Genomic DNA, 21,362 nt, shown 5'->3' on the forward strand with positions numbered 1-21,362 from the left:
GTCCGCACCGGATCAAGGCGCCGGTGCGGCCTTTGCACTGCGCAACACGTGGCTACCGATGCAAAGGGCGGGGCCGCATGGCACCGCGCCTCCCGCTCAGGGCTGTCAAGACGCGTCGCGTTCTGAGCTGATGCACACGCGCAGGGAGCTGCGCCCGGCCGTGGCCTGCATGCTGCACGACTGACAGGAGCAACACGATGCGTGAGCGCTTGATGGTGGGGGTTGCCTGCGGCGTCGGCGCGGGCGCGCTGTGGGGGCTGGTGTTTCTGGCACCGCAGTTGTTGTCGGCGTTCACGCCCCTGCAACTGGCGGTGGCACGCTACCTGTCGTACGGCGCAGTGGCGGCGTTGGTGCTGGCACCACGCGCGCGCCAGACCGCCGCCCGGCTGGGCCGCGCCGAGTGGTGGGCGCTGGTGCGCCTGAGCCTGATGGGAAATCTGATCTATTACGTGCTGCTGGGCAGCGCGGTGCAATGGGCCGGCAGCGCCGCCACCGCGCTGATCATCGGCCTGTTGCCGGTGGTGGTGACCGTCATCGGCACGCGGGCGGCGGGCGCGGTGCAATTACGGCGGCTCGCTGCCCCGTGCGTGCTGTGCGTCATCGGCGTGACGCTGGTAGCGCTGGACACCGTGCAGGACGATTCGGGGCAGCAGGCGAGCGACCGTCTCACTCGTATTGCCGGCCTGTTGTGTGCCGTCGGTGCACTGGTCTCGTGGTCGGCCTATTCGATCGTCAATGCACGCTGGTTGCGGCGCCGCCCCGATCTGTCCGGGGGCGACTGGTCGCTGCTGACCGGCGTGGTCACCGGCGCACTGGCGGCATTGCTGGCACCGGCTGCGCTGATTGGCAGCGCGCCGCATGCGCCGATCGACTGGGCCGGTTTCTGGGGCGTCTCGCTGTTGCTGGGCATCCTGGCCTCGGTGATCGGCAACGCCCTGTGGAACCGCGCCAGCCGCGTGCTGCCGTTGACGCTGGTCGGGCAGATGATCGTGTTCGAGACCATCTTTGCACTGCTGTACGGCTTTGCCTGGGAAATGCGTCTGCCCACGCCATTGGAACTGGCAGCGATCGCGTGCCTGCTGGTCGGCGTGCTGTGGTGCGCAGCACTGCATTCGGAAGCGAATTGACGCCCAGCGCTGTCGAGGCGCTGCGCCTAGATTGCAGGCTGTGTCCACTGGAACGCCGCCATGTGCCTGCCACGCCCCAGCCCGCGGACGCTGTATGGCGCCGTGTTTTCGCTCTCCCTCGGGCTGACGGCCTGTTCGCCGCCGCCGCACAACGCGCAAGCGGTGACGCCGGCCGAGGCATTGTGCCTGTTCGTTCCGCACCCGCCGGACGACGAACTGCCCAGCGATCGCCGCGACGAAAGCATGCAGCAACTGGCGCTGGCCAGCCGTTGCGGTTCTGCGCTGACCCGAGGGCGCTGACCACGCGCTTGCAGGACAGCGAGCCGTGGATGGGGACCCGTGGTCTTCTGCACGACCGCGACAGCCGGTGCCGCCGGTGCCCCGCAAACCGGCTGAGCCACCAGACGTCGTCCACCTCAGTGGTCACACTGCGCGCGGCAACGCCTGTTGACGCCAGCGACATGCAGTCGCGAAACGCGCAGCGATCAACGCCAGGGCCGCTTGGCCGCACCCCAGGGCGCGCCCAAGGCTTACCATGACCTCTCACCTGTCCTGATCGGAGCAACCGCATGTCCCGTGCCTTGTCCTGGTATTTGAGCAGCCTGTTGCTGTTGGTAGTGTTCACGTTGATCGGTTGTGTCGCCGCACCGCCGACCGAGGCCGCCACGCCACCTGCGGCGACCGCCAAACCCGTCACCGTCATCACCACGTGCAAGGTCGATGCCGATTGCACGGTAAAGAACGTCGGCAACTGTTGCGGGGCGTTCCCGGCCTGCGTCAACGTCAACAGCGCCACCGACCCCAAGGGCGTGATGGCGCAATGCCAGTCCAGCGGCATGATGAGCGTGTGCGGTTTTCAGGACATCAGCGGCTGCCAATGCGTCTCCGGCCAGTGCGCCGCCAAGTAGGACCACGCAGGGCCCATGCGTGCAGTGAAGCGGCTGGCCCCCGGTAGCGATCGCGTACGTTGGTTGCCGCCTGGCGTGCAGCAAAGCGTGGCCGGCAGTGACGGCATTCATCTCCGGCCACCTCCTGGTGTTGCGCGCTGCCCCCGGGCCGATACACTGCGCCGCCCCTTCCCCCTCTCCTACCGGTCGTCACGTGATGCTCTACGCGCAAGTCCACCTCACCTTGCCCGCCTGGATCCATGATTTCGTGGATGCCAGTCGCGCCTATCCCAGCGACGACGAGAAGGTGGCGCTGGCGATCGCGTTGTCGCGGATGAACGTCGAAGCGCGCAGCGGCGGCCCCTTTGGCGCAGTGGTGTTCGGCCCGGACCATCACATCATCGCCGCAGCCGTGAACCGTGTGGTGCCGCAGACCACCTCGCTGGCGCACGCCGAAAACATGGCCTATATGCTGGCGCAGCAGCGCCTGCAGACCCCGCGCCTGAACGATGTGCTGTCGCCCATCACCCTGGCGACCTCCGCGCAACCGTGCTGCCAGTGCTACGGCGCCACGGTATGGGCGGGCATCGACCGGCTGCTGATCGGCGCCCGCGCCGAAGACGTGATGGCCCTGACCGAATTCGACGAAGGCCCGCTGCCCGCCGACTGGGTGGGCGAGCTCACCCGCCGCGGCATCGATGTGGTGCGCGACGTACAGCGCGAGCAGGCGTGCGCGGTGCTGCGCAGTTACGGCGAGGGCGGCGGTGACCATTATTGACCTCTCCCTGCGAGCGCTGCGATGAGCGGGCTGCTGTGTTACTGCCGCCAGGGCTTCGAGCCGGAACTGGCCGCAGAACTGAGCGCACGCGCCGCGTTCGTCGGCATCGCCGGCTATGCGCGCACGCAGCGCAACGATGGCTATGTGGTGTTCGTCTGCGATGAAGCCGCGCAGCTGGCCGCCAGGTTGCAGTGGCGCGAGCTGATCTTCGCGCGGCAGAAGCTGGTCGTCCTGGCCGAACTCAAGGGCATCGACCCGACCGATCGCATCACCCCGATCCTGGCCGCACTGCACGGGCAACCGCGCTTTGGCGACCTGTGGGTGGAGCATCCGGATTCGGATGCAGGCAAACCGCTGGCAGGCCTGGCGCGCAGCTTTGGCAATGCGTTACGCCCGGCCCTGCGCAAGGCCGGCCTGCTCACCGACAAGCCGCAGCCGCGCCTACCACGCCTGCACGTGTGTTTCCTCGATGGCGACCACGCATTGCTGGCGGTGGCCGATGCCGACGACAGCGCGCCCTGGCCTCTGGGCATTCCGCGGCTCAAATTGCTGCCCGACGCACCGTCGCGTTCGGCGCTCAAACTCGACGAAGCACTGCTCACCTTGCTGACGCCCGACGAGCGCGAACGCCTGGTCAAGCCCGGCATGCGCGCTGCCGATCTGGGCGCCGCGCCCGGCGGCTGGACCTGGGTGCTCACCCGCCAGCATCTGCATGTCACCAGCGTGGACAACGGCCCGCTGCGCGAGCACGTGCTGGACACCGGCCTGGTCGAGCACCTGCGCGCCGATGGCTTCCACTGGAAACCGGCACAGGCGCTGGACTGGATGGTCTGCGACATGGTCGAGCAACCACGCCGCGTCGCCGAGCGCATGGCCACCTGGGTGCGTGAAGGCTGGTGTCGCCACACCCTGTTCAACCTCAAGCTGCCGATGAAAAAACGCTGGGACGAAACCCGCCTGTGCCTGGATCTATTCGAGCAGCAGGCCGAAAAGTCGCTGACCGTGCGGGCCAAGCAGCTGTATCACGATCGCGAAGAGATCACGGTGCTGGCGATGCGGGACTGAGGCTGGGAATGGGGAATGGGGAATCGGGAATCGTAAAAGCGGTTGGTTGGCGCCCTGTCTGTATGTGCCGCCGTCCATTCCCTCGACGACCGCGCGCAGCTCACTGAGCGTTTGAACAACTCCTGCACAGCGAAGCGATGAGCGTCTGAAGCGCACCCAGGGCGTGGAGCGGGAGTTCTGGAGATGGTTGGTCCCGCGTGTTGACGACGCTTGTCCGTCACTCACTGCCACTCACTGCATCGACGTTTCTGCGACCTGTGGGCGCTGCCTGCCGCTGGCGTGCTGCGCGCCGCTGTCGAGCGTTGATTGTAGGTGTGATGCACTGCGGCCCATTGGCTGCTTGCTCGCTCTAGATTCCGCTGTCGGTTGCCGCTGTGTGCTGCCATGCCCAGCGGTCCTGAGCCGCCGCCGCTATTGCGGTTGCCCCGGCGGCAGTCGGCCGCCGGAGCTGGCTCATTTACAGCACGATGCGCTTGCTGCCTTCGCGAGCAGATCGGTAGATCGCATCGACAATGCGGATATCGCGCAGGCCTTCTTCGCCGGGCGCGCGTAGCGGCGTGCCATTCATGATGGCCAATGCGTCTTCGTCCATCTGCAAGGCCTGCTGGTGCGGCACTTTGGCATCGAACACACGGCCATCGCTGGCCTTGCCGGTGACGCCTTGGTAGCTCTGGAACGGCGACAGTTCGTACCAGCCGCGCTCGCAGTCGGCACGCAGCACATTCATGTTGGCACCGAAACTGGTTTTGCACGCCGCACGCACGGCATTGGGGAATTCCAGCGTGAAATCCATATGCTCGTCCACTTCATCGAACAGTTCGGGACGGTCGGTCCAGCGCTTGGCGGTGACTGCCAGCGGCTCGGCACCCACGGTGTAGCGTGCGGCATTGAGTGGATACACGCCCATGTCGTACATCGCGCCGCCGCCGAATTCCGAGCGCAACCGCCATGGGCGATCGGCCTTGGTCGTATCGCGATACCCGTTGTAACCGGCCTCGGCACGCACGCGCTGCATGGCGCCGAACGGCTTCTCGCTGGCCATCGCAATCAGCCGCCGCGTGTTGGGCTCGTGCTGCATGCGGTAGCCGATCGTCAGCGCCACCTTGTTGCGCTTGCAGGCGGCAATCATCGCCTCGCATTCGCCGGCATGCATTGCCATCGGCTTTTCGCACCACACGTGCTTGCCGGCTGCCGCTGCGCGCAAGGTCAGCGGCGCGTGCAAATGAGTCGGGGTGACGATGTACACCACGTCGATATCGTCGTTATCGGCAATCTTGTCGAAGTTCTCGTAGCTGTAGACATTGCGATCGGCGATGCCGTACTTGGATTGCCATCGCGGAATCTTCGACGGCGTGCCGGTGACGATACCGGCAAGCTTGCAGTGCTTGGTCAAGGCCAGACCCGGCGCGAGTTGTTCGCTGGCATAACTGCCGAGACCGGCCAGGGCGACATTGAGCGGCTTTCCCGGCTTCTTCTTGGGCAGCGCCCAGGCCGGCGCGCCCAGCAGGATGCCGGCACTGCCGAAGGCGGCGAGCAAGCGGCGACGTGTCAAGGATTCCACGGACATGCAAACCTCCTTCAAGTGAGAATGGCGACCAGCACTGGCAAGCGACGTCATGCAGGCAGCGGTGACGTCGCGATGTCATGCGGTACGCAGGACACGTATGCGTCACGCCATCGCCTGCCTGAGCAGAAGCTGCCGCCTGCACGTTGCACTGGTTCGGTACCGCCCGCGCACCTTACTTGATCGCGCGTGAGTACCGCCATGGTCGCGCTGCACGTTCTGGCACACTGCGCACGATCCCGCCTGGAGCATTCCGCATGATGGCTATTGCACGCGCCCGCTGCCTGACGTTGGCGTTGTTGTTGTCCAGTTCGCTCGCTGCCGCGGCCGACGCGCCCTTCGTTGCGCGTGACCTGATCGGCGATGGCGCCTTCACGCATAACGCAGAAGGCCCGGCCACCGGCCCGGATGGCGCGCTCTACGCCGTGAATCTGGGCAAGGATGGCACCATCGCACGCATCACCCTGCAGCCGGACGGCAGTGCCAACGCACAAGTGTTCGTCACCTTGCCAGCAGGCAGCACCGGCAACGGCATCCGCTTTCGCGATGGGGCGATGTACGTGGCCGACTACACCGGCCACAAACTGCTGCAGGTGAACATGCAGACGCGTGCCGTGACCACGTTCGCTGCGTTGCCCGACGCCGATGGTCCCAACGATCTGGCGCTTGCACCGGACGGCAGCTTCTACGCCAGCGACCCGAACTGGAAGGACAACAGCGGGCGCTTGTGGCACATCGGGCGCGACGGCGCGGTGCGGCTGCTGGAGTCCGGCATGACCACCCCCAACGGACTGGACGTCAGCCCGGACGGCAAGCGCCTCTACGTCAACGAAAGCATGTCGCGCAAGGTGTGGGTGTATGACCGTCGCGATGACGGCAGCCTGCGCAACAAGCGCCTGCTGATCGCGTTCCCCGATTTCGGCATGGATGGCATGCGCTGCGATGCCGATGGCAATCTGTACATCGCCCGCTACGATGCCGGGCAGATCGCCGTGGTGTCGCCGACGGGCAGGCTGCTGCGCACGGTTGCGCTGAAGGGGCGCAAGGCCAGCAACGTCGCCTTCGGCGGCAGCGACGGCAAACAGGTCTTTGTGACACTGCAAGATCGCGGCGCAGTTGAAACGTTCAGATCCGACCGCCCCGGGCGCGAAACCGGACACTGAAACTGCTGTGCGCGTCGCATCGGTTCTCAGCCCGCGCAACCGGGTGCTGGCATTGTGCAGGTCACCCGCGGAGGACTCCCCATGCAACCGATCGAACTCAAGGACGCAGCCGCCTTCGGCAGCGAATTCCTGCGACTGACCCTGTTGCAGGGGTTTCAGTCATTGACCAAGCGCGACCTGGAATTGTTGATCTTCGTGCTGCTCGAACGCGATGGCGCCATCTCGCGCAACAGCGCCAATGCCGTGGTCGCACTGCAGTTGCGGGTCACCTCGGCCAAGGTCAAGGCGCTGCGTCGCGATGGCTATGCCCGCTGGCGTGCGCTGGTGCCCGAGGAAGGCGACGCGGCCATGCAGCGCATCGTGGCCAACGTGCTGACCGAGGACAACCTGCGCTCGGGTGCCAAGCACGTCAGCGAACGCAGCCGCAAGGAAGGCTTCCTGGCAGTGCGCATCGAGCACCCCGATGACGCGCAACAGTTCGAGCAGGCCATTCTCGACGTTGGCGCATTGCCGGTGTACGAACGCAATCGCGAAGTGGTGGCGGTGCGTTTCGACACGTTGTTGAAGATTGCCGAACGCTGGGGCTATCTGCAGCAGGACCCGCAGGCGGCCATCCGCGCACTGCAAAAGCTCACCCCCACCGCCGAAGAGGTGTCGGACCTGTTGAAAAAAGACATCGCCCAGCTGCGTTGGGACGATGTGCGCCGCGCACTCAACAGCCTGGGCGCCAAGGCCGTGGCCAGCACCGCCGAGGGCGGACTGAAGGGGTTGCTCAAGATCGTGTTTCCCTTCATTCCCGGTTGAGCGACATGCAGGGCAGCGGCCACGCGCCGGTGCCCGCACGCTGGCGGTCGCCCGCGTGGCGCGCCGCGGCCAGCGTGCAAGCGGTGCCCACCGCAATCGGCTCGACACCCACTATCCTTACCGGCTGTTCCACATCAGGGGGATCTGATGACCACCAGCCGTATTGCCACCCTCACTGCCATGCTGCTCGCGTGCGGCGCCGCGCCCGCACAGCAAGCACCCTCACCAGCCAGCAGCATGCCGCTGATCGAGGTACCCAACGTCATCCGCACCCAGCCGCTCGCCAGCGGCGAGGTCACCCATCAGACCCAGCTGGAGCGCCCGCGCGGCGAATCCAGCGTGATCGTGCGCTCGATCCAGCCCAGCAGCGTGGCGGGCAGCTACCGCATCGATTTCCAGGCCATGGACGTGGACGGCGATGGCCGCATCAGTCGCACCGAAGCCCAGGCCAACCCCGCACTGGCCGACGAATTCGATGCGCTGGATAGCCGTCACAGCGGCTATCTCACCCGCGAACAGCTGGCCGGCTGGCTGATCCAGTAGCCCTGGCGCATCCGCATGGCAGCCACGCGCGCCGACGCTACGCAGGCGCGCGCCGGCCTTCGTTTTTGACGCACCAACCCCCTTGCAGCGCTCGCTTCGCTCGGCTAGATTGTATTTAACGGATACAATTTGGATGGATCGATGACCGCTCGCCTGGCACTTGCCGCCGACCTCGGCTACCAACTGCAACTGGCCACCCTGGCCTCCAGCCACGCTGCGCGCCAGGAGCTGGCCGAACTGCACCTGACACCGGCGCGTGTCACCGCGTTGATCCATATCCGCGACCAGCCCGGCTGCGACCAGACCGAACTCGGCAATCGCCTGCTGGTCAACCGCGCCGCCGGCATGAAGATCGCCAATGCGCTGGCCGAGCAGGGCCTGATCGAACGCCTGGCCGGCCGCGACCGCCGCAGCAAGGGCCTGTACCTGACCGAGCACGGCCAGCGCACGCTGGAAGTGGCGCAGGGCTGCCTTGCGCGCGCCGTCGAACGCACCTGCGCCGGCCTGCAGGCCAGCGAGCAGCAGACCCTGCTGCGCCTGCTATGCAAATTGAACGCCAGCGCCACGCTGGAACGGACGACCGCGCCGGACCCCGCGCTGGCCGAAGATTTCTGATCCCCGCAGCCCCCGACTTGAAGGAGACGCCGCTTGAACGAGCATGACGTGGTATCGGTTCGCATCGAAAACCGCATTGCCTGGGTGAAGTTCGCCCGCCCTGACAAGCGCAACGCGATGAGCCCCGCGCTCAACCGCCGCATGATGGATGTGCTGGACGAGCTGGAGTTCGACGACAACGTCGGCGTGCTGGTGCTCGGCGGCGAAGGCACCGCCTGGTCGGCCGGCATGGATCTGAAGGAATACTTCCGCGAAACCGAAGCGCAGGGCCTGCGTGGCGTGCGCCGTTCGCAACGCGAATCCTATGGCTGGTTCCGGCGCCTGCGCTGGTATCAGAAGCCGACCATCGCGATGGTCAACGGCTGGTGCTTCGGCGGTGGCTTCGGCCCATTGTTCGCGTGCGATCTGGCCATTGCCGCCGACGAGGCGCAGTTCGGCCTGTCGGAAATCAACTGGGGCATCCTGCCCGGCGGCGGGGTGACCAAGGTGGCGGTGGAACTGCTGTCCATGCGCGATGCGATGTGGATGACCCTGACCGGCGAAATGGTGGATGGCAAGAAGGCCGCCGAGTGGCGCCTGGTCAACGAAAGCGTGCCGCTGGAGCACCTGGAAGCGCGCACCCGCGAAGTGGCCGAGCTGCTGCTGCGCAAGAACCCGGTGGCGCTGAAATACGCCAAGGATGCGGTCCGTCGCGTGGGCACCATGACCTACGACGAAGCCGAGGACTATCTGGTGCGCATGCAGGAAGCGGCCAATTCCTTCGACAACAACGCGCGCAAGGAAGGCATCCGTCAGTTCATCGACGAGAAGAGCTACAAGCCCGGCCTGGGCGAATACGACCTGACCAAAAAGAGCACCTGAGCACGTCCAACGGCACCTGCAGCGCTGCGTGCACGCCACGCATCGCTGGCGCCGCCAGTGGTTTTCTGCACCGAGGAGGGAGTATGGAAGCCTTATCCGCAACGCTGCGCGGAATCGCCGCGCGTGGGCCCCTGGGCCTGTTCATCGATGGCCAGTGGCGCGCGAGCAGCGGCGACCGGCATGTCGACGTGGTCGCCCCGCATAACGAAGAGCGCCTGCTGCGCTACACCGAACCCTCGCACGCAGATACCGAGGCCGCCGTGGCCGCGGCGCGTGCCGCCTTCGATACCGGCCCGTGGCCGCAGCTGTCGCCGCCCGAACGCGGTGCGGTGCTCAAGCGGGTTGCCGACCAGTTGCGTGCCCGCCTGCCGGAACTGGCCGAGGCCTGGACCGGCCAGGTCGGCGCCACCATCGGCTTCAGCCGCCGCGCCTCGCAGCAGGCACCGGGGCTGTTCGACTATTACGGCGAGTTGATCACCACCCACCCGTTCGTCGAACCGCGCGCACGTGCCAACGGCGGCCGCGTGCACGTGGTGCAGGAACCGGTTGGCGTGGTCGCCGCCATCACGCCCTGGAATGCGCCGCTGGTGCTGCTCTGTTACAAGGTCGCCGCCGCGTTGGCCGCCGGTTGCACGGTGGTGGCCAAGCCATCGCCGGAAACCCCGATCGATGCCTATATCCTGGCCGAATGCATCAGCGCCGCCGGTGTACCCGATGGCGTGTTCAACCTGCTGCCGGCCGGTCGCGAAGTTGGCGAACAGCTGATCCGCCATCCGCTCGTCGACAAGGTGAGCTTTACCGGCTCCACCCAGGCGGGGCGGCTGATCGGTGTGGCCTGCGCCGAACGGCTGGCCCGTGTCGGCCTGGAGCTGGGCGGCAAGTCGGCCGCCATCGTGCTCGAGGATGCCGACCTCACCAAGGTGTTGCCCAGCCTGGTGCCCTACTCCATGCCGATCACCGGCCAGGTGTGTTTCTCGCTGACCCGGGTGCTGGTCCCGGCGCAACGGCGTGAGGAGATCCTGCAGGCGTATTGCGCGGCCCTGGGCGCACTCAAGCTCGGCGACCCGTTCGCCGCCGACACCGGCATGGGCCCGTTGGCGCTCGGCCGGCAGCTGGAACGCGTGCAGTCCTACATTGCGCAGGGCAGCGCCGAGGGCGCGCAGCTGGTGATGGGCGGCAACCGGCCAGTGCATCTGCCACGCGGGTTTTTCCTCGAACCGACGGTGTTCGCCAATGTCACACCCGACATGACCATCGCACGCGAGGAAATCTTCGGGCCGGTGGTCAGCTTCATCGACTACCACGACGAGGCCGACCTGATCGCCAAGGTCAACGCCAGCGATTACGGCCTGCACGGCACCGTCTACAGCGAGGATGTCGACCGCGCGTACCGCATCGCACGCCGCGTGCGCAGCGGCAGCCACTCGATCAACGGCATGTGGGTGGACATCGACATGCCGTTCGGCGGCTTCAAGCACTCCGGCGTCGGCCGCGAAGGCGGCATCGAAGGGCTGCACGCCTTCCTGGAAACCAAAACCGTCTATCTCAGCTAGCCGGGCACCACCCGAGCGCGTACCGGCCAGCGGTGCGCGCTCGCCTCGCGGCGCTAACGCCGCGGCTCTGCCGTTCTCCTGCAACCGGTTCACACCATCGCTGGTGAATGCCCGCTGCGTCATCGGGCGTGCGCGTGAACCTTCTACCGTTGCCGTCGCACTCACGCCAGCCACTCCCCCAAACCGCATTCGGAAGACAGCGCCATGACCATGCCGACTGACTCGATTTCCTTCCATGCCCGCCTCACACCGCAACGCCTCGCCGCGCGCGACCTGTTGCTGGATCAGCAATGGACCTACGCCGAACTGGACGAGCTGATCGGCCGCCTCGCCGCCCTCCTGCAGGCGCGCGGCTGCATCGACGGCGAACGGCTCGCCGTGCTCGCCCGCAATTCGGTCTGGCAGGTGGCGCTGCACTTCGCGTGCGGACGCGTGGGCGCGATCTACGTGCCGCTCAACTGGCGCCTGAGCGCCACCGAGCTGGATGCCCTGTTGCAACGCGCCGAGCCGCGCTTGCTGCTGGGCGATGATGTCGCCGCCGGGCGCGCGCATGTCGAAGCGCTGACGGACTTCATCGAGACCGCCAAGGGCCTCGCGCCGGCCGAGACGTCCTACATTCCGCCGGACCGCGTCAGCCTGATCCTGTTCACCTCGGGCACGTCCGGCCAGCCCAAGGGCGTGATGCTGAGCGAGCAGAACCTGCAGCAGGTGGCGCACAACTTCGGCGTCACCACCCGCGTGGATGCGGGCAGCAGCTTCCTGTGCGAAGCACCGATGTTCCACATCATCGGCCTGGCCACCAATGTGCGGCCGGCACTGGCGGTGGGCGGGTCGATCCAGGTCTCCAGCGGTTTCGAGCCGCAGCGCACGCTGGGCTGGCTCGGCAATCCGGCGCTGGGCATCACCCACTACGTCGGTGTGCCGCAGATGATGCAGGCCTTCCGCGCTCAACCGGGTTTCGACCCCGCAGCGCTGCGTCACCTCACTGCCCTGGTCAGCGGCGGCGCGCCACACGCCAGCGACGACCTGCTGGGCTGGGTGGACGACGGCATTCCCATGGTTTGCGGCTTCGGCATGAGCGAGGCCGGCACGGTGTTCGGCATGTCGGTCGATTGCGAGGTCATTCGCACCAAGCTGGGCGCGGCCGGCATCTGCTCGCCGACGGTGCAGACCCGCATCGTCGATGGCGACGGCAACGACTGCCCGACAGGTGTTCCCGGCGAGCTGTTGTTGCGCGGGCCCAATCTCAGCCCCGGCTATTGGCGCGACCCCAAGGCCACTGCCGAGATGCGCGATGCGCAGGGCTGGTTCCGTACCGGCGATATCGTCAAGCGCGATGCCGATGGCTTCTTCTTTGTGGTGGACCGCAAGAAGGACATGTTCATTTCCGGCGGCGAGAACGTCTACCCCGCGGAGATCGAAGCCGTGCTCGCGGATCACCCGCAGATCCGCGAATGCGCGGTGGTGGGCATGGCCGACCCGCAATGGGGCGAGGTGGGGTATCTGGCGATCGTGCCAGCCGCCGAGGACCCGGATCTGGAGCAGATCCGCAGCTACCTGATCGAGCGCCTGGCCAAGTACAAGGTGCCAAAGCATCTACGCGTGGTGGAAGCGTTACCACGCACCGCGACAGGCAAACTGCAGAAGGCGCGCCTGAAGGATGCGCTCGCGAACGACGCGTAGCGCCTGCTGATGCACGTCGGACGCAGAGCAGCTGACAAAACGACTGCGCGGCCGGTGCCCGGAACCGGCATGTACCACACGTACACGCCGGTTCCTCCGCGCCGTCCGCACCCGCCTGACGACCGCACGCTAGGTTTTGTTGGCCGCTTTTGGGCGGACACGTTGCCCGGCGGCGACGTGCCCGCCGATTGGCCTTGGCAGCGTGTGTGTGTCGCTGTGCGTCCCTGACTCCAGCACGCTGCACTCGCCCTGCATCCAACGCACGCGCAGGGCGAGTGCTGAAGACACCGCCGTGAGCACCACTGTCCCAATACGCAGTCGGGCAGCCCTGGCTGCCCGATGTGCGTTACTCAGACCGCCTGCATCGTGCCTTTCACTGCAGCACGAGCAGACAGGCACGCCATCGCTTACGCGGACGCATCCAGCAGGATGTCGTCTTCGCCGACATGGTCGTCCACCCACACAGCGCCCTGCTCGGCCATGAGCGCCAACTGGTGCTCCAGCTCGCGCATCAGCAGGCGCACGCCCGGCTTGAGAATGGCATTGTTGTCGCGGTAGATCACCCCACCTGCACGCGCCTGCGACGGCTGCTGCAACTGGAAGGCACGCAACTCGCCACGGGCGATGTCGCCGGCCACCATCATGCTCGGCATCACCGCGATGCTGTCGGTGCCGAGCAGAATCTCGCGGGTGAAGCTGGCCGAGCTGGAACGCAGCTGGTCGCGCGTGGCCAGCCCATGCTCGCGCATGACCTGCGCCACGTCGCGCTCCACGTGCTGGCTCAGCGTCGGCAGCACCTGGCGATATGCCGCGGCTTCGGCAATGCGTACCGGGCCGTTTGCAAACAGGGGGTGGTCGCTGCGCGCCACCAGCGCGATCGGATCCTGGTACAGCACCTTGCGGACCAGTGCGTCGTAGCGTGCCAGCGGATAGAGCCGGCCCACGACCAGATCGACTTCGTTGCCGGCCAGCTTGGGCAGCAGTTCGTCGGTACGGCCATGCAACAGCCGCACCCGCAGCGTGGGCTCGGCGCGGTAGAGCGCCGCCAGCACGGCCGGCAACAGGCCGCTTGCCGCCACCGGCAGGGCGCCCACGGTGATCGTGAGCGCGTCGTCCTGCAGCAGACCCTCGAACGTGTCCTGGGCGCGGCGCAACTGGCCCAGCACCACATGCGCGGTCTGCACCAGCACCTCGCCCATGGCGTTGGGACGCACGCCGCGTGAGTGACGTTCGAACAGCGGTGCCCCGACGATCTCTTCGATCTCCTGCAGGGCACGCGTGAGCGCAGGTTGGGTCACATTCAAGACGCGCGAGGCGCGGAGCAGGCTTTTTTGCCGGTCCAGCGCCTCGATGACACGTAGATGCCGGACCTTGATGCGGTGTTCGAAGAACACGGAGGACATGGTCATGGGGGGGTGGGCCTTACGTTGGGAAGTCGGGTGACAGCACCCGGCAGATGCCCGAGGCGCGCAGTTCAGCGCGCCTCGGGCACCTGCCGGGTCTGCATGAACGCTTCGAACGATTCGCCGCGCATGATGGCGTAGACCTGCAGATTGGTCATGCGCACCACACGGGCGAACTTTTCGATGACGAAAAAATTGGCGCCGTACTGCACCAGGCCAAGCCAGTCGCGTGCGCGGATCAGCGCCTTCTCCTGCTCGGTGAGTCCGGCCTCCTGCATCAGCACTTCTGCATCCTGCAAGAAGCGGTCGCGCCACGGCGCGCGGATCATCTGCCAGAAAAAGCGATTCAGGCGCAGCGCGCGGTTGCTGGTGCGTAGATCGAACAGATAGGTCCCGTCGATCTTGTCCATGCCGTTGACTTGCGGATTCATGTGCAGGCCCTCATGCCGCGTTGGCGGTACGCGCCAACAGCTCTGCCGAACGCGGCGCATCGGCCGCCTCTTCGCCCGGCTCGTACACCACCACGGTCATCGCGGTGGTGGTCATCAGGTAGTAGTTCTGATGCAACTTGCGGATCGGACCCTCCAGCGCACCACGCATGGCCAGCCACATGATCTGCTCAACGCTCTCGGCCCCGCCCAGGCGCACGTAATCGGTGTGGGTCAGGTCGGTCAGGGTCTCGGGGGCATGCTGGAAGCGGTCCAGAAACTCCATGTCCCACTCGGTGTTGTTGAAGCCGGTGCGCTCGCCATGGATCTGGTGCGACAAACCGCCGGTGCCGACCACCACCACCCTGAGATCTTCCGGATACGACTCGATGGCACGCCGCACCGCCTGACCCAGCCGGTAGCAGCGGCGCGCGGTCGGCAGCGGGTACTGCAGCACGTTGATCGCGATGGGCACCACCGTGCCGGGCCAGTCGGGCACATGCGGCCATAGCAGCGGCAAGGGTGCCGCGCAGCCATGGTCGATGGGCTTGTCCTGGAACACGGTCAGGTCGAATTCGTCATTGACCAGGCACTCGGCGATATGCGCCTGCAGCTGCACATCGCCGCGAATCGGCGGCAGGTTGCGCAAGCCCGCTCCCTCGTCGGCTACCGGGAAACGTTCGCCCACGCCCAACGCGAAGGTCGGGTACAGATCGAAAAAGAACGTGGTGCAGTGATCGTTGTAGAAGAACACCAGCACGTCGGCCCGTTGCCGGGCCAACCACTCGGCGACCGGCCCGTAGCCGTCGAACAACGGTTTCCATATCGGATCCTGTTGTTTGCCCTTGTCGTAGGCCACCCCGATGGTGGGAACGTGCGAGGTTCCGATGCCGCCGATGATGCTTGCCATGCTGCGCTCCTGCGACGCGGCGCTGCCGAGGAAGGCCGGGCGCGCGTCATTGATTGGGTCGGGACCGGCGATGCAATGGATCCCAACAGGGACGATCGAGCACTCCGGATTGCCAAAAAGGTATCCTTGGGATCCAAATTGCCATCAAGCGATCTCGTCCGCAAGGTTTTTATACACGCATTTGCGAGTTTTCCCCTTCCAAGGAACGTGCGCTGCGGTACGGCGCGAGAGAATGGAGCCAATGGCGAACAACCACCGATTGCAAGCGGTCCAGCAGCTACGCGAATTGATCCTGTGCGGCACCTTTGCCCCGGGCGAACGCATCACCGAAGCGGCCCTGGCCGAACGCCTGGCGATCTCGCGCACGCCCATCCGCCAGGCTCTGCCGGCGCTGTGCCAGGAAGGCCTGCTGGCGCAGACAGGCAACCGCGGCTATGCGGTGCGCCGCTTCAGCCAGCAGGAAAGCCTGGATGCCCTGGCCGTGCGCGCCCTGATGGAAGGTTTGGCGGCGCGCACGCTGGCCGAGCAGGGCGCGTCGGCCGAGGTGCTCGCCACCCTGCACGGCTGTCTTGGCGAAGGCGACCGCCTGTTCGCCAAGCGCAGCCTCGATGCCGGTGACGAGCAGGCCTATGCCGCGATGAATGCCCGCTTCCATCGCACCATCGTGGTGGCGGCCAACAAGCCCATCCTCACCGAAACCGTGGACCGCTGCACGGTGGTGCCGTTCGTCAGCCCCAGCCATGTGGTGTTCGGCCAGCGCTCGGCCACCGTGGCCTACGACGATCTGTATTACGGGCACCGCCAACATGGGGCGATCGTCTCGGCGATCGAACAACGCGACGGAGCACGTGCGGAACTGCTGTTCCGCGAACATGCGCATACGCAACGGCACAGCATGGGGATGTGACTACCGCGCCCCGGAGCTGAGCACGAGGCACCTGCGCCAACACCGCAGACGCGCCACGCGGCACCCATTGAGCGACCACCTTGCTACCGGCTCGTGCAGGTGGCAACGGCAGTTACCCCGCCATGCGCAGCGCCCCGTCGCAGGCGCTGCGCATGGCGGCGGTGGACGCCTATAACGAATGCACGAACATCAGATTGAAGTTATTGCCGGCGACCGAATTTTCCACATCCACCGGCAGGTACACATTGAAGTTGAACAGGTTCTTTTCGTTCATGCGCCAGGACAGACCGGGGCCGATATAGAACTGCCTGCGTTTGCTGTCCGGCACACGCTGGTCGTTGGTGCGGTTGTCCTTCAACTGCTGCAGGTAGTAGCCATTGAGCCCCACCCGCCACTGCTCGTTGAGCTTCAGCGAGGTGGCGAAGTTGAGCCAGACCAGGTCGCCCGCCTGTCCGTTGCGGAAGCGGAAGCCGGGAATCGGCGGCACTCCGCCGGCGCGGCTGGTCCGGAAGTTGTACAGATAATTCAGGCGCCCGCTGATTTCCCAGCGATCGCTGGGTTGCACGGTGAATGCCCAGTGCGGGGCCACCGACCAGAACCCGGTGCTCTGGTTGATCGCGGTATCACGATCGAACTTGCCGACCGGCGCAAAGGCGTCGATCGCAAAGCGCTGGAAGAAGAACACGCGCCCGTCGCGCATGACCGGCGGCATCTGCAAGGCAGGCCCGAAAGAGATATCGCCCATGCCGAACCCATTGCTGCTCAGCTGCACGGGGCTGTCTGCGGCAAATGCGGTGTCGTAATTGACCAACGGCACGATGGCATTGAAGCTCAACGAACTTCCCTTCCAGGTATAGGGCGTGACATAGATCATCTGGGTCAACAGCACGCTGACGTCCACTTGCGGGTCGCGAAAGGCCGGCGAATCGTCGCCGCTGGCGTTCCGGATCGAATTGAAGTGGTAATGGCGCAGGTATTCGATGACGGTCCAGCCGGGCGTCAACGAGCCAAACCCGTCCATGAAACTGGTGCCCCCCACATTGATGCCCTGCGGCGGTGCCGCCGTTTCCGGTACGGCCTGCGCCATCACCGTGCCCGGCAACACCGCAGCGAGTGTGGCGCCGACAATCCATGACCGTTGCCGATGCGACAGGGCGCGCAGCAACACCGAACGACAATGAGCAGACAAACGGACGCGTTCCACTAGGCGAATCTCCGGTGCGGACAGGTGGGTGACAGCGGGCGCGGCGTGGGGGAGAAAGCGATACGACAGCGCTGCAGGCCGATGGCGGCTGCAACGCTTCTTGCGCGTTAGCGATGGCGGCTCAGGAACCGATCTGCAGCAGCAACGCACCGAGCCGCTGCTTGAACAGCCAACGCTCCTGCTCGAAGACCAGCACATCGTCGAAACTGCCGAGCAAGGCCGGCGACTGCGCGGCGAACGGCGGTGGCGCAGAGGTCTGGCTGGCGGTGTAAAGCAGCACATTGCTGTGCGCGTGCGCCAGGGTCGGCGATTGAACGGTGACCAGGGTATTGAGCATCAGGTGGCAGGTGGTGCGCGGCGGACGCGCACGAAGCGCCTGCAGGATGGCCTCGCGCCCACGCACCGGTGCATCGGGTGCGCTGGGCCGTGCGAACACGCCATCGTCGGTGAACAAGGCAGCAAGCGCCTCGTGATCGTGGCGGTCGTTGTACAGCGCGAACCTGCGGATCAGTTGCTCGCAGGCAATGATGGTCGATGCCTCGTCGTGCATGCAGCCTCCTTGGATTTCAGCAAAACGTATCGGCGCCGCCAGCGACCGCTGCGTCACCGCCGGTGGCGTGGCCTGCTGGCCATCACGCGGCCTGCAGCCAGTCGCGCAGGGCGGCGGTCACCGCCGCCGGCGCCTCCACCGGCGCCATGTGCCCGCTGTCTTCGAACACCACCAGGCGCGCCTGCGGGATGTGCCGCGCCATGTCCTGGTGCCGGGCCAACGGGCTCCAGGCGTCCTGGCGCCCGACACCCAGCAAGGTGGGGCAGCGGATCCGTGCCAGCACCGGCGCGGCATCGGGGCGCTCCAGCAGGGCCGTGATCTGGCCGGCGAACCCCTGCGGGCTTTGACGCTGCACCATCGCCGTCAGGCGCTCCATCAACGCGGCATCGTCGACACAGTCCGGGTGCAGCATCGGCGGCAACCAGGCCGACGCCAGCGCCTGCATGCCCTGGGTGCGGGCCAGGTCCACCAGCGCCTGTCGCTCTTCGCGCTCGCCCTCGCGACGTGGGGCGATGCCGGTATCGAGCAATGCCAGCCGGGTCACGCGCTCGGGTGCCTGGCGCATGATCTCCAGCGCGACGCGTCCGCCCATCGAGTGCCCGGCCAGCGCGAACTGCGGCGGTGCACCGGCCAGCACGTGGGTGGCCATCTGCACGATGCTGTCGAAACCGGGAAAGTCCAGCACCTGCACCTCCGCCAGGTCCCCCAGCGCCTCGCGCTGCGGCTGCCAGATCGCGGCATCGCAGAGCAGGCCGCAGAGCAGCAGCAAGGGGGGCTTGGGTGGGTGCGCAACCGAGGTCATGCGCCGACTGTAGCTAGGCCGTGCGCGTCCGTCGTATGGAAGATGCGGCCTTCGCTATAAGTTTTCAGGCATATAACAAAGGCTGCGCCGGTTATCCGCGTTCACGCCGGCCGGCGCGGCGCTGCTCACGCACCGCCGGAGGCGCGCTTCCACAACACATCGACCAGCGGCGGCAGTTTGCCGGCCAGGCCGAGCACCGAACCGCGCAGCAGGGTGAGGTGCATCTCGTCATTGGAAAACACCCGATTGATCGCATCGAAGCCGTAGGCGGCGACGGCGTTGTCGCTGCGACGGGTTCGCGCCCAGCGCTGCAGGCGGTGCGGCGCTGCCCAGTCGGCACGCTTGGCGCGCGCGTTGCGCACTTGCTCGCGCAGCGCAGCGACATCGCGCAACCCCAGATTGACGCCCTGCCCGGCCAGGGGGTGCACCACGTGCGCGGCATCGCCCAGGGTCAGCACACGACCGCTGACGTACTGCTCCACCAGTTGCCGCTGCAGCGGAAAGGCAGCGCGCGGCGAGGCCACCCGCACCTGGCCAAGGCGTGCGGCGAAGGCCTGGGTGAGCTCGCGCGAAAACGCCGCATCATCCAGGGCCAGCACACGTGCGGCGTCGGCATCCGGCAAGGTCCATACGATCGAACTGCGGCCTTCGGCAAACGGCAGGAACGCCAGCGGCCCGGTGGTCAAAAAGCGCTGCCAGGCGGTGGACTCGTGCGGCCGCTCGGTCTCCACGAAGGCCACCACGCCGCGTTGCGCGTAGGCGTGCCGCGAGACCGGCACCCCGGTCAATTCACGCAAGGTGGACGCAGCACCATCGGCGGCGATCGCAATCGCCGCCTCCAGGCGGCTGCCATCGTCCAGCCGCAGACGCACGCTGCCGCTGTCCTGCTCCAGTTCGACCACGCGCGCCGGGCAATGCACCTCGACGCCGGCTGCGTGCACGGCCGCCCAGAGGCGATCGACCAGCAGCGCGTTTTCGACGATCCAGCCCAGCTGTTCGCGCCCCAGCGTGTCGGCATCGAAGCCCAGCTCGCCGCCCCCGCCGGCATCCCAGACCCGCATCCGCCGGTAGGGCTGCACGCGGGCGGCACGCACTGCCGACCACACGCCCAGGCTGTCCAGCAACGCGGCGTTGTCGGCGGCGAATGCGTAGACGCGCAGGTCGGGTTGGTCGGCGTGCCAGTGCGCGGGTTCATGCCCTTCCACCAACGCGACCTGCAGCCCGGCATCGGCCAGCGCCAAGGCGCAGGCGGCGCCGACCACACCGCCACCGACGATCACCGCATCGCGCGGCGTGCGCCGGTTCATGCCACACCCCGGCACAGCTGCGGGACTTCGCCACGGAAGCCCATCGCGCCCCCGACCAGCATCGACTGCAACGGGGCGGCCTGCGAGGTCGCCAGCAGGCCCAGGCTGCGCAGCGGCCGTAGCAAAGGCGCCGGATTGCCGGTCAGCCGCGCCAACCCGCTGGAGAAGCCGATCGCGTGCTCGCGGTCCACGCGTCGACGCGCCAGATACGCATCCAGCAGCGCACCGGCACCGGCATCGCTGCGATCGTGTTCGATCAGTTCGGCAAGCGTCAGCGCATCGCGCAGCCCGAGATTGAAGCCCTGCGCGCCGATCGGATGCAGCGTCTGCGCGGCATTGCCCAGCAGCACCACGCGTTCGGCGATGAGGCTGTTCGCCAGCACCTGCACCAACGGGTAGGCGCTGCGCTCGCCACTGGCGATGAAGCGCCCGGCACGCCAGCCGGCCGCGCGCTGCAGCCGTGCCAGCCAGCCGGCCTCGTCCAGGGCCGCCACCGCTTCGGCATCGGCACGCGCCACGCAGTGGATGGCGCCGTAATGGCGGTCGCCCCGCGGCAGCAATGCGGTTGGCCCGTGTTCGCCGAAGCGCTCCCAGGCAGTGCCATCGGGCGGCCTGGCGGCCCGCACGCGCGCCACGAACAGGGTCTGCAGGAAATCGTGCGCGTCGGTGCCGATATGCAGCAGCTCGCGCACCGCGCTGTGGCTGCCATCGGCGCCAACCACCAGCCTGGCGCGGACCAGTCGCTCGCCGTCGGCGGCCGCCAGGCGGACTGCGCGCAGGCCGTCCTGCACCGGCTCCACGCCGATGCAGCGTGCCGGGCGATACCGGTGCAACCGGGTCAGCTCGTCCAGACGCGCCTGCAGGGCGTCGCCGAAATCGCGCGCCACCACCACTTGGCCGAAGCTGTCGCGCCCGTAGTCGGCGGCATCCAGCTGCACGCGCCCGAAGTCGCCTGCACGGCTGACGTGGATGCGCCGGATCGGCCCGGGCGGGTTGCGCAACTTTGCCATGACCCCGAGCGCGCCCAATGCATTGACCGTGGCGGCGGCAAAACTCAGGTTGCGTTGGTCGAATACCGCCGGTGGCGCGCCGGCCGGGGTGGCTTCCACCAACCCGACATCCAGGCCGAGGCGGTCCAGCGCAATCGCCAGGCTGGAGCCGACCAGGCCGCCGCCAACGATCAAAACGTCATGTGGATGTGTCATCGC

At 66.8% G+C, this 21,362-nt stretch carries 22 protein-coding genes and 1 other RNA gene; 14 read left to right on the forward strand and 9 right to left on the reverse strand.

Features of this window, described 5'->3' with window-relative positions; all coding sequences use genetic code 11:
• The first annotated feature begins 197 nt into the window (after positions 1-197).
• The 5 genes from XnspCFBP7698_RS11955 to rlmM all read left to right on the forward strand — a co-directional run bounded on the left by XnspCFBP7698_RS11955 (position 198) and on the right by rlmM (position 3,857).
• Entirely contained in the window at positions 198-1,127 is a 930-nt protein-coding gene (locus XnspCFBP7698_RS11955; protein WP_104580897.1) for a DMT family transporter, read from the forward strand.
• 60 nt (positions 1,128-1,187) lie between these two features.
• The gene (locus XnspCFBP7698_RS11960; protein WP_104580898.1) at positions 1,188-1,427 is read left to right on the forward strand and encodes a hypothetical protein; all 240 of its coding nucleotides are present in this window, start codon (positions 1,188-1,190) and stop codon (positions 1,425-1,427) included.
• A 269-nt stretch (positions 1,428-1,696) separates the two neighbouring features.
• Entirely contained in the window at positions 1,697-2,035 is a 339-nt protein-coding gene (locus XnspCFBP7698_RS11965; protein WP_039410073.1) for a hypothetical protein, read from the forward strand.
• A gap of 196 nt (positions 2,036-2,231) precedes the next feature.
• On the forward strand, positions 2,232-2,792 hold the full coding sequence (locus XnspCFBP7698_RS11970) for a nucleoside deaminase (RefSeq protein WP_039409968.1): 561 nt from the start codon (positions 2,232-2,234) through the stop codon (positions 2,790-2,792).
• Positions 2,793-2,813: 21 nt separating this feature from the next.
• A complete protein-coding gene (rlmM, locus tag XnspCFBP7698_RS11975) occupies positions 2,814-3,857 on the forward strand; it encodes a 23S rRNA (cytidine(2498)-2'-O)-methyltransferase RlmM (protein ID WP_104580899.1) in 1,044 nt (347 codons plus the stop codon).
• A gap of 457 nt (positions 3,858-4,314) precedes the next feature.
• Here the strand turns inward: rlmM and XnspCFBP7698_RS11980 are convergent, their stop codons facing one another.
• Complete coding sequence (locus XnspCFBP7698_RS11980; protein ID WP_104580900.1) at positions 4,315-5,424, reverse strand: Gfo/Idh/MocA family oxidoreductase; 1,110 nt, start codon at positions 5,422-5,424, stop codon at positions 4,315-4,317.
• 254 nt (positions 5,425-5,678) lie between these two features.
• On the opposite strand from XnspCFBP7698_RS11980, the gene XnspCFBP7698_RS11985 reads away from it, so the two are divergent.
• The 8 genes from XnspCFBP7698_RS11985 (at position 5,679) to XnspCFBP7698_RS12020 (ending at position 12,788) form a co-directional block, all read left to right on the forward strand.
• Positions 5,679-6,584, forward strand: coding sequence for an SMP-30/gluconolactonase/LRE family protein (locus XnspCFBP7698_RS11985; protein WP_047695332.1), 906 nt, complete (start codon positions 5,679-5,681; stop codon positions 6,582-6,584).
• 81 nt (positions 6,585-6,665) lie between these two features.
• A complete protein-coding gene (locus XnspCFBP7698_RS11990; RefSeq protein ID WP_039414730.1) occupies positions 6,666-7,388 on the forward strand; it encodes a hypothetical protein in 723 nt (240 codons plus the stop codon).
• A 147-nt stretch (positions 7,389-7,535) separates the two neighbouring features.
• The gene (locus XnspCFBP7698_RS11995) at positions 7,536-7,931 is read left to right on the forward strand and encodes an EF-hand domain-containing protein (RefSeq protein ID WP_166743961.1); all 396 of its coding nucleotides are present in this window, start codon (positions 7,536-7,538) and stop codon (positions 7,929-7,931) included.
• A gap of 141 nt (positions 7,932-8,072) precedes the next feature.
• Positions 8,073-8,546: a MarR family transcriptional regulator gene (locus XnspCFBP7698_RS12000; protein ID WP_039563926.1), complete on the forward strand. Its 474-nt coding sequence runs from the start codon at positions 8,073-8,075 to the stop codon at positions 8,544-8,546.
• Positions 8,547-8,579: 33 nt separating this feature from the next.
• Positions 8,580-9,407 (forward strand): p-hydroxycinnamoyl CoA hydratase/lyase, encoded by an 828-nt coding sequence (locus XnspCFBP7698_RS12005; protein ID WP_047695330.1) that lies wholly within the window; start codon positions 8,580-8,582, stop codon positions 9,405-9,407.
• A gap of 83 nt (positions 9,408-9,490) precedes the next feature.
• Positions 9,491-10,960, forward strand: a complete 1,470-nt coding sequence (locus XnspCFBP7698_RS12010; protein ID WP_104580902.1) for an aldehyde dehydrogenase — start codon at positions 9,491-9,493, stop codon at positions 10,958-10,960.
• Between the two features lie 204 nt (positions 10,961-11,164).
• The gene (locus XnspCFBP7698_RS12015) at positions 11,165-12,643 is read left to right on the forward strand and encodes an AMP-binding protein (protein WP_104580903.1); all 1,479 of its coding nucleotides are present in this window, start codon (positions 11,165-11,167) and stop codon (positions 12,641-12,643) included.
• A 69-nt stretch (positions 12,644-12,712) separates the two neighbouring features.
• Positions 12,713-12,788: non-coding RNA, sX9 sRNA (locus tag XnspCFBP7698_RS12020), on the forward strand.
• Positions 12,789-13,050: 262 nt separating this feature from the next.
• Here XnspCFBP7698_RS12020 and XnspCFBP7698_RS12025 read toward each other — a convergent pair.
• From XnspCFBP7698_RS12025 to XnspCFBP7698_RS12035, 3 genes are all read right to left on the reverse strand, one after another.
• Positions 13,051-14,052 (reverse strand): LysR substrate-binding domain-containing protein, encoded by a 1,002-nt coding sequence (locus XnspCFBP7698_RS12025; RefSeq protein ID WP_039414712.1) that lies wholly within the window; start codon positions 14,050-14,052, stop codon positions 13,051-13,053.
• A gap of 65 nt (positions 14,053-14,117) precedes the next feature.
• A complete protein-coding gene (locus tag XnspCFBP7698_RS12030) occupies positions 14,118-14,477 on the reverse strand; it encodes a protocatechuate 3,4-dioxygenase (protein WP_039563931.1) in 360 nt (119 codons plus the stop codon).
• Between the two features lie 10 nt (positions 14,478-14,487).
• Positions 14,488-15,384 (reverse strand): gallate dioxygenase, encoded by an 897-nt coding sequence (locus tag XnspCFBP7698_RS12035; protein ID WP_039413073.1) that lies wholly within the window; start codon positions 15,382-15,384, stop codon positions 14,488-14,490.
• Positions 15,385-15,616: 232 nt separating this feature from the next.
• Here XnspCFBP7698_RS12035 and XnspCFBP7698_RS12040 point away from each other — a divergent pair, with 232 nt between their 5' ends.
• Positions 15,617-16,291, forward strand: a complete 675-nt coding sequence (locus XnspCFBP7698_RS12040; protein ID WP_039413062.1) for a GntR family transcriptional regulator — start codon at positions 15,617-15,619, stop codon at positions 16,289-16,291.
• A gap of 169 nt (positions 16,292-16,460) precedes the next feature.
• On the opposite strand, the gene XnspCFBP7698_RS12045 is transcribed toward XnspCFBP7698_RS12040, so the two are convergent.
• The 5 genes from XnspCFBP7698_RS12045 to ubiH form a co-directional block, all read right to left on the reverse strand.
• Entirely contained in the window at positions 16,461-17,495 is a 1,035-nt protein-coding gene (locus tag XnspCFBP7698_RS12045; RefSeq protein ID WP_104580904.1) for a transporter, read from the reverse strand.
• Positions 17,496-17,616: 121 nt separating this feature from the next.
• A complete protein-coding gene (locus tag XnspCFBP7698_RS12050) occupies positions 17,617-18,045 on the reverse strand; it encodes a nuclear transport factor 2 family protein (RefSeq protein ID WP_104580905.1) in 429 nt (142 codons plus the stop codon).
• Between the two features lie 82 nt (positions 18,046-18,127).
• A complete protein-coding gene (locus tag XnspCFBP7698_RS12055) occupies positions 18,128-18,847 on the reverse strand; it encodes an alpha/beta hydrolase (RefSeq protein WP_104580906.1) in 720 nt (239 codons plus the stop codon).
• Positions 18,848-18,972: 125 nt separating this feature from the next.
• Positions 18,973-20,154, reverse strand: coding sequence for a UbiH/UbiF family hydroxylase (locus XnspCFBP7698_RS12060; protein ID WP_104580907.1), 1,182 nt, complete (start codon positions 20,152-20,154; stop codon positions 18,973-18,975).
• Positions 20,151-21,359, reverse strand: coding sequence for a 2-octaprenyl-6-methoxyphenyl hydroxylase (gene ubiH / locus XnspCFBP7698_RS12065; protein ID WP_104580908.1), 1,209 nt, complete (start codon positions 21,357-21,359; stop codon positions 20,151-20,153). The genes XnspCFBP7698_RS12060 and ubiH overlap by 4 nt, the downstream gene beginning before the upstream one ends.
• Positions 21,360-21,362 lie beyond the last annotated feature (3 nt).

Source organism: Xanthomonas sp. CFBP 7698, from assembly GCF_003600855.1.
In the GTDB taxonomy this organism is placed as follows: Bacteria; Pseudomonadota; Gammaproteobacteria; order Xanthomonadales; family Xanthomonadaceae; genus Xanthomonas; species Xanthomonas cannabis.

Excerpts from the sequence above, each read along its gene's own strand:
- XnspCFBP7698_RS12040 (WP_039413062.1), top strand. The coding sequence starts at position 15,617 with ATGGAGCCAATGGCGAACAACCACCGATTGCAAGCGGTCCAGCAGCTA.
- XnspCFBP7698_RS11965 (WP_039410073.1), top strand. The coding sequence starts at position 1,697 with ATGTCCCGTGCCTTGTCCTGGTATTTGAGCAGCCTGTTGCTGTTGGTA.
- XnspCFBP7698_RS12015 (WP_104580903.1), top strand. The coding sequence starts at position 11,165 with ATGACCATGCCGACTGACTCGATTTCCTTCCATGCCCGCCTCACACCG.
- XnspCFBP7698_RS11980 (WP_104580900.1), bottom strand. The coding sequence starts at position 5,424 with ATGTCCGTGGAATCCTTGACACGTCGCCGCTTGCTCGCCGCCTTCGGC.
- XnspCFBP7698_RS12035 (WP_039413073.1), bottom strand. The coding sequence starts at position 15,384 with ATGGCAAGCATCATCGGCGGCATCGGAACCTCGCACGTTCCCACCATC.
- XnspCFBP7698_RS12025 (WP_039414712.1), bottom strand. The coding sequence starts at position 14,052 with ATGACCATGTCCTCCGTGTTCTTCGAACACCGCATCAAGGTCCGGCAT.
- XnspCFBP7698_RS12060 (WP_104580907.1), bottom strand. The coding sequence starts at position 20,154 with ATGAACCGGCGCACGCCGCGCGATGCGGTGATCGTCGGTGGCGGTGTG.
- ubiH (WP_104580908.1), bottom strand. The coding sequence starts at position 21,359 with ATGACACATCCACATGACGTTTTGATCGTTGGCGGCGGCCTGGTCGGC.
- XnspCFBP7698_RS11990 (WP_039414730.1), top strand. The coding sequence starts at position 6,666 with ATGCAACCGATCGAACTCAAGGACGCAGCCGCCTTCGGCAGCGAATTC.
- XnspCFBP7698_RS12050 (WP_104580905.1), bottom strand. The coding sequence starts at position 18,045 with ATGCACGACGAGGCATCGACCATCATTGCCTGCGAGCAACTGATCCGC.
- rlmM (WP_104580899.1), top strand. The coding sequence starts at position 2,814 with ATGAGCGGGCTGCTGTGTTACTGCCGCCAGGGCTTCGAGCCGGAACTG.
- XnspCFBP7698_RS11960 (WP_104580898.1), top strand. The coding sequence starts at position 1,188 with ATGTGCCTGCCACGCCCCAGCCCGCGGACGCTGTATGGCGCCGTGTTT.
- XnspCFBP7698_RS12030 (WP_039563931.1), bottom strand. The coding sequence starts at position 14,477 with ATGAATCCGCAAGTCAACGGCATGGACAAGATCGACGGGACCTATCTG.
- XnspCFBP7698_RS11970 (WP_039409968.1), top strand. The coding sequence starts at position 2,232 with ATGCTCTACGCGCAAGTCCACCTCACCTTGCCCGCCTGGATCCATGAT.
- XnspCFBP7698_RS11955 (WP_104580897.1), top strand. The coding sequence starts at position 198 with ATGCGTGAGCGCTTGATGGTGGGGGTTGCCTGCGGCGTCGGCGCGGGC.
- XnspCFBP7698_RS12055 (WP_104580906.1), bottom strand. The coding sequence starts at position 18,847 with ATGACCTCGGTTGCGCACCCACCCAAGCCCCCCTTGCTGCTGCTCTGC.
- XnspCFBP7698_RS11995 (WP_166743961.1), top strand. The coding sequence starts at position 7,536 with ATGACCACCAGCCGTATTGCCACCCTCACTGCCATGCTGCTCGCGTGC.
- XnspCFBP7698_RS12010 (WP_104580902.1), top strand. The coding sequence starts at position 9,491 with ATGGAAGCCTTATCCGCAACGCTGCGCGGAATCGCCGCGCGTGGGCCC.
- XnspCFBP7698_RS12000 (WP_039563926.1), top strand. The coding sequence starts at position 8,073 with ATGACCGCTCGCCTGGCACTTGCCGCCGACCTCGGCTACCAACTGCAA.
- XnspCFBP7698_RS11985 (WP_047695332.1), top strand. The coding sequence starts at position 5,679 with ATGATGGCTATTGCACGCGCCCGCTGCCTGACGTTGGCGTTGTTGTTG.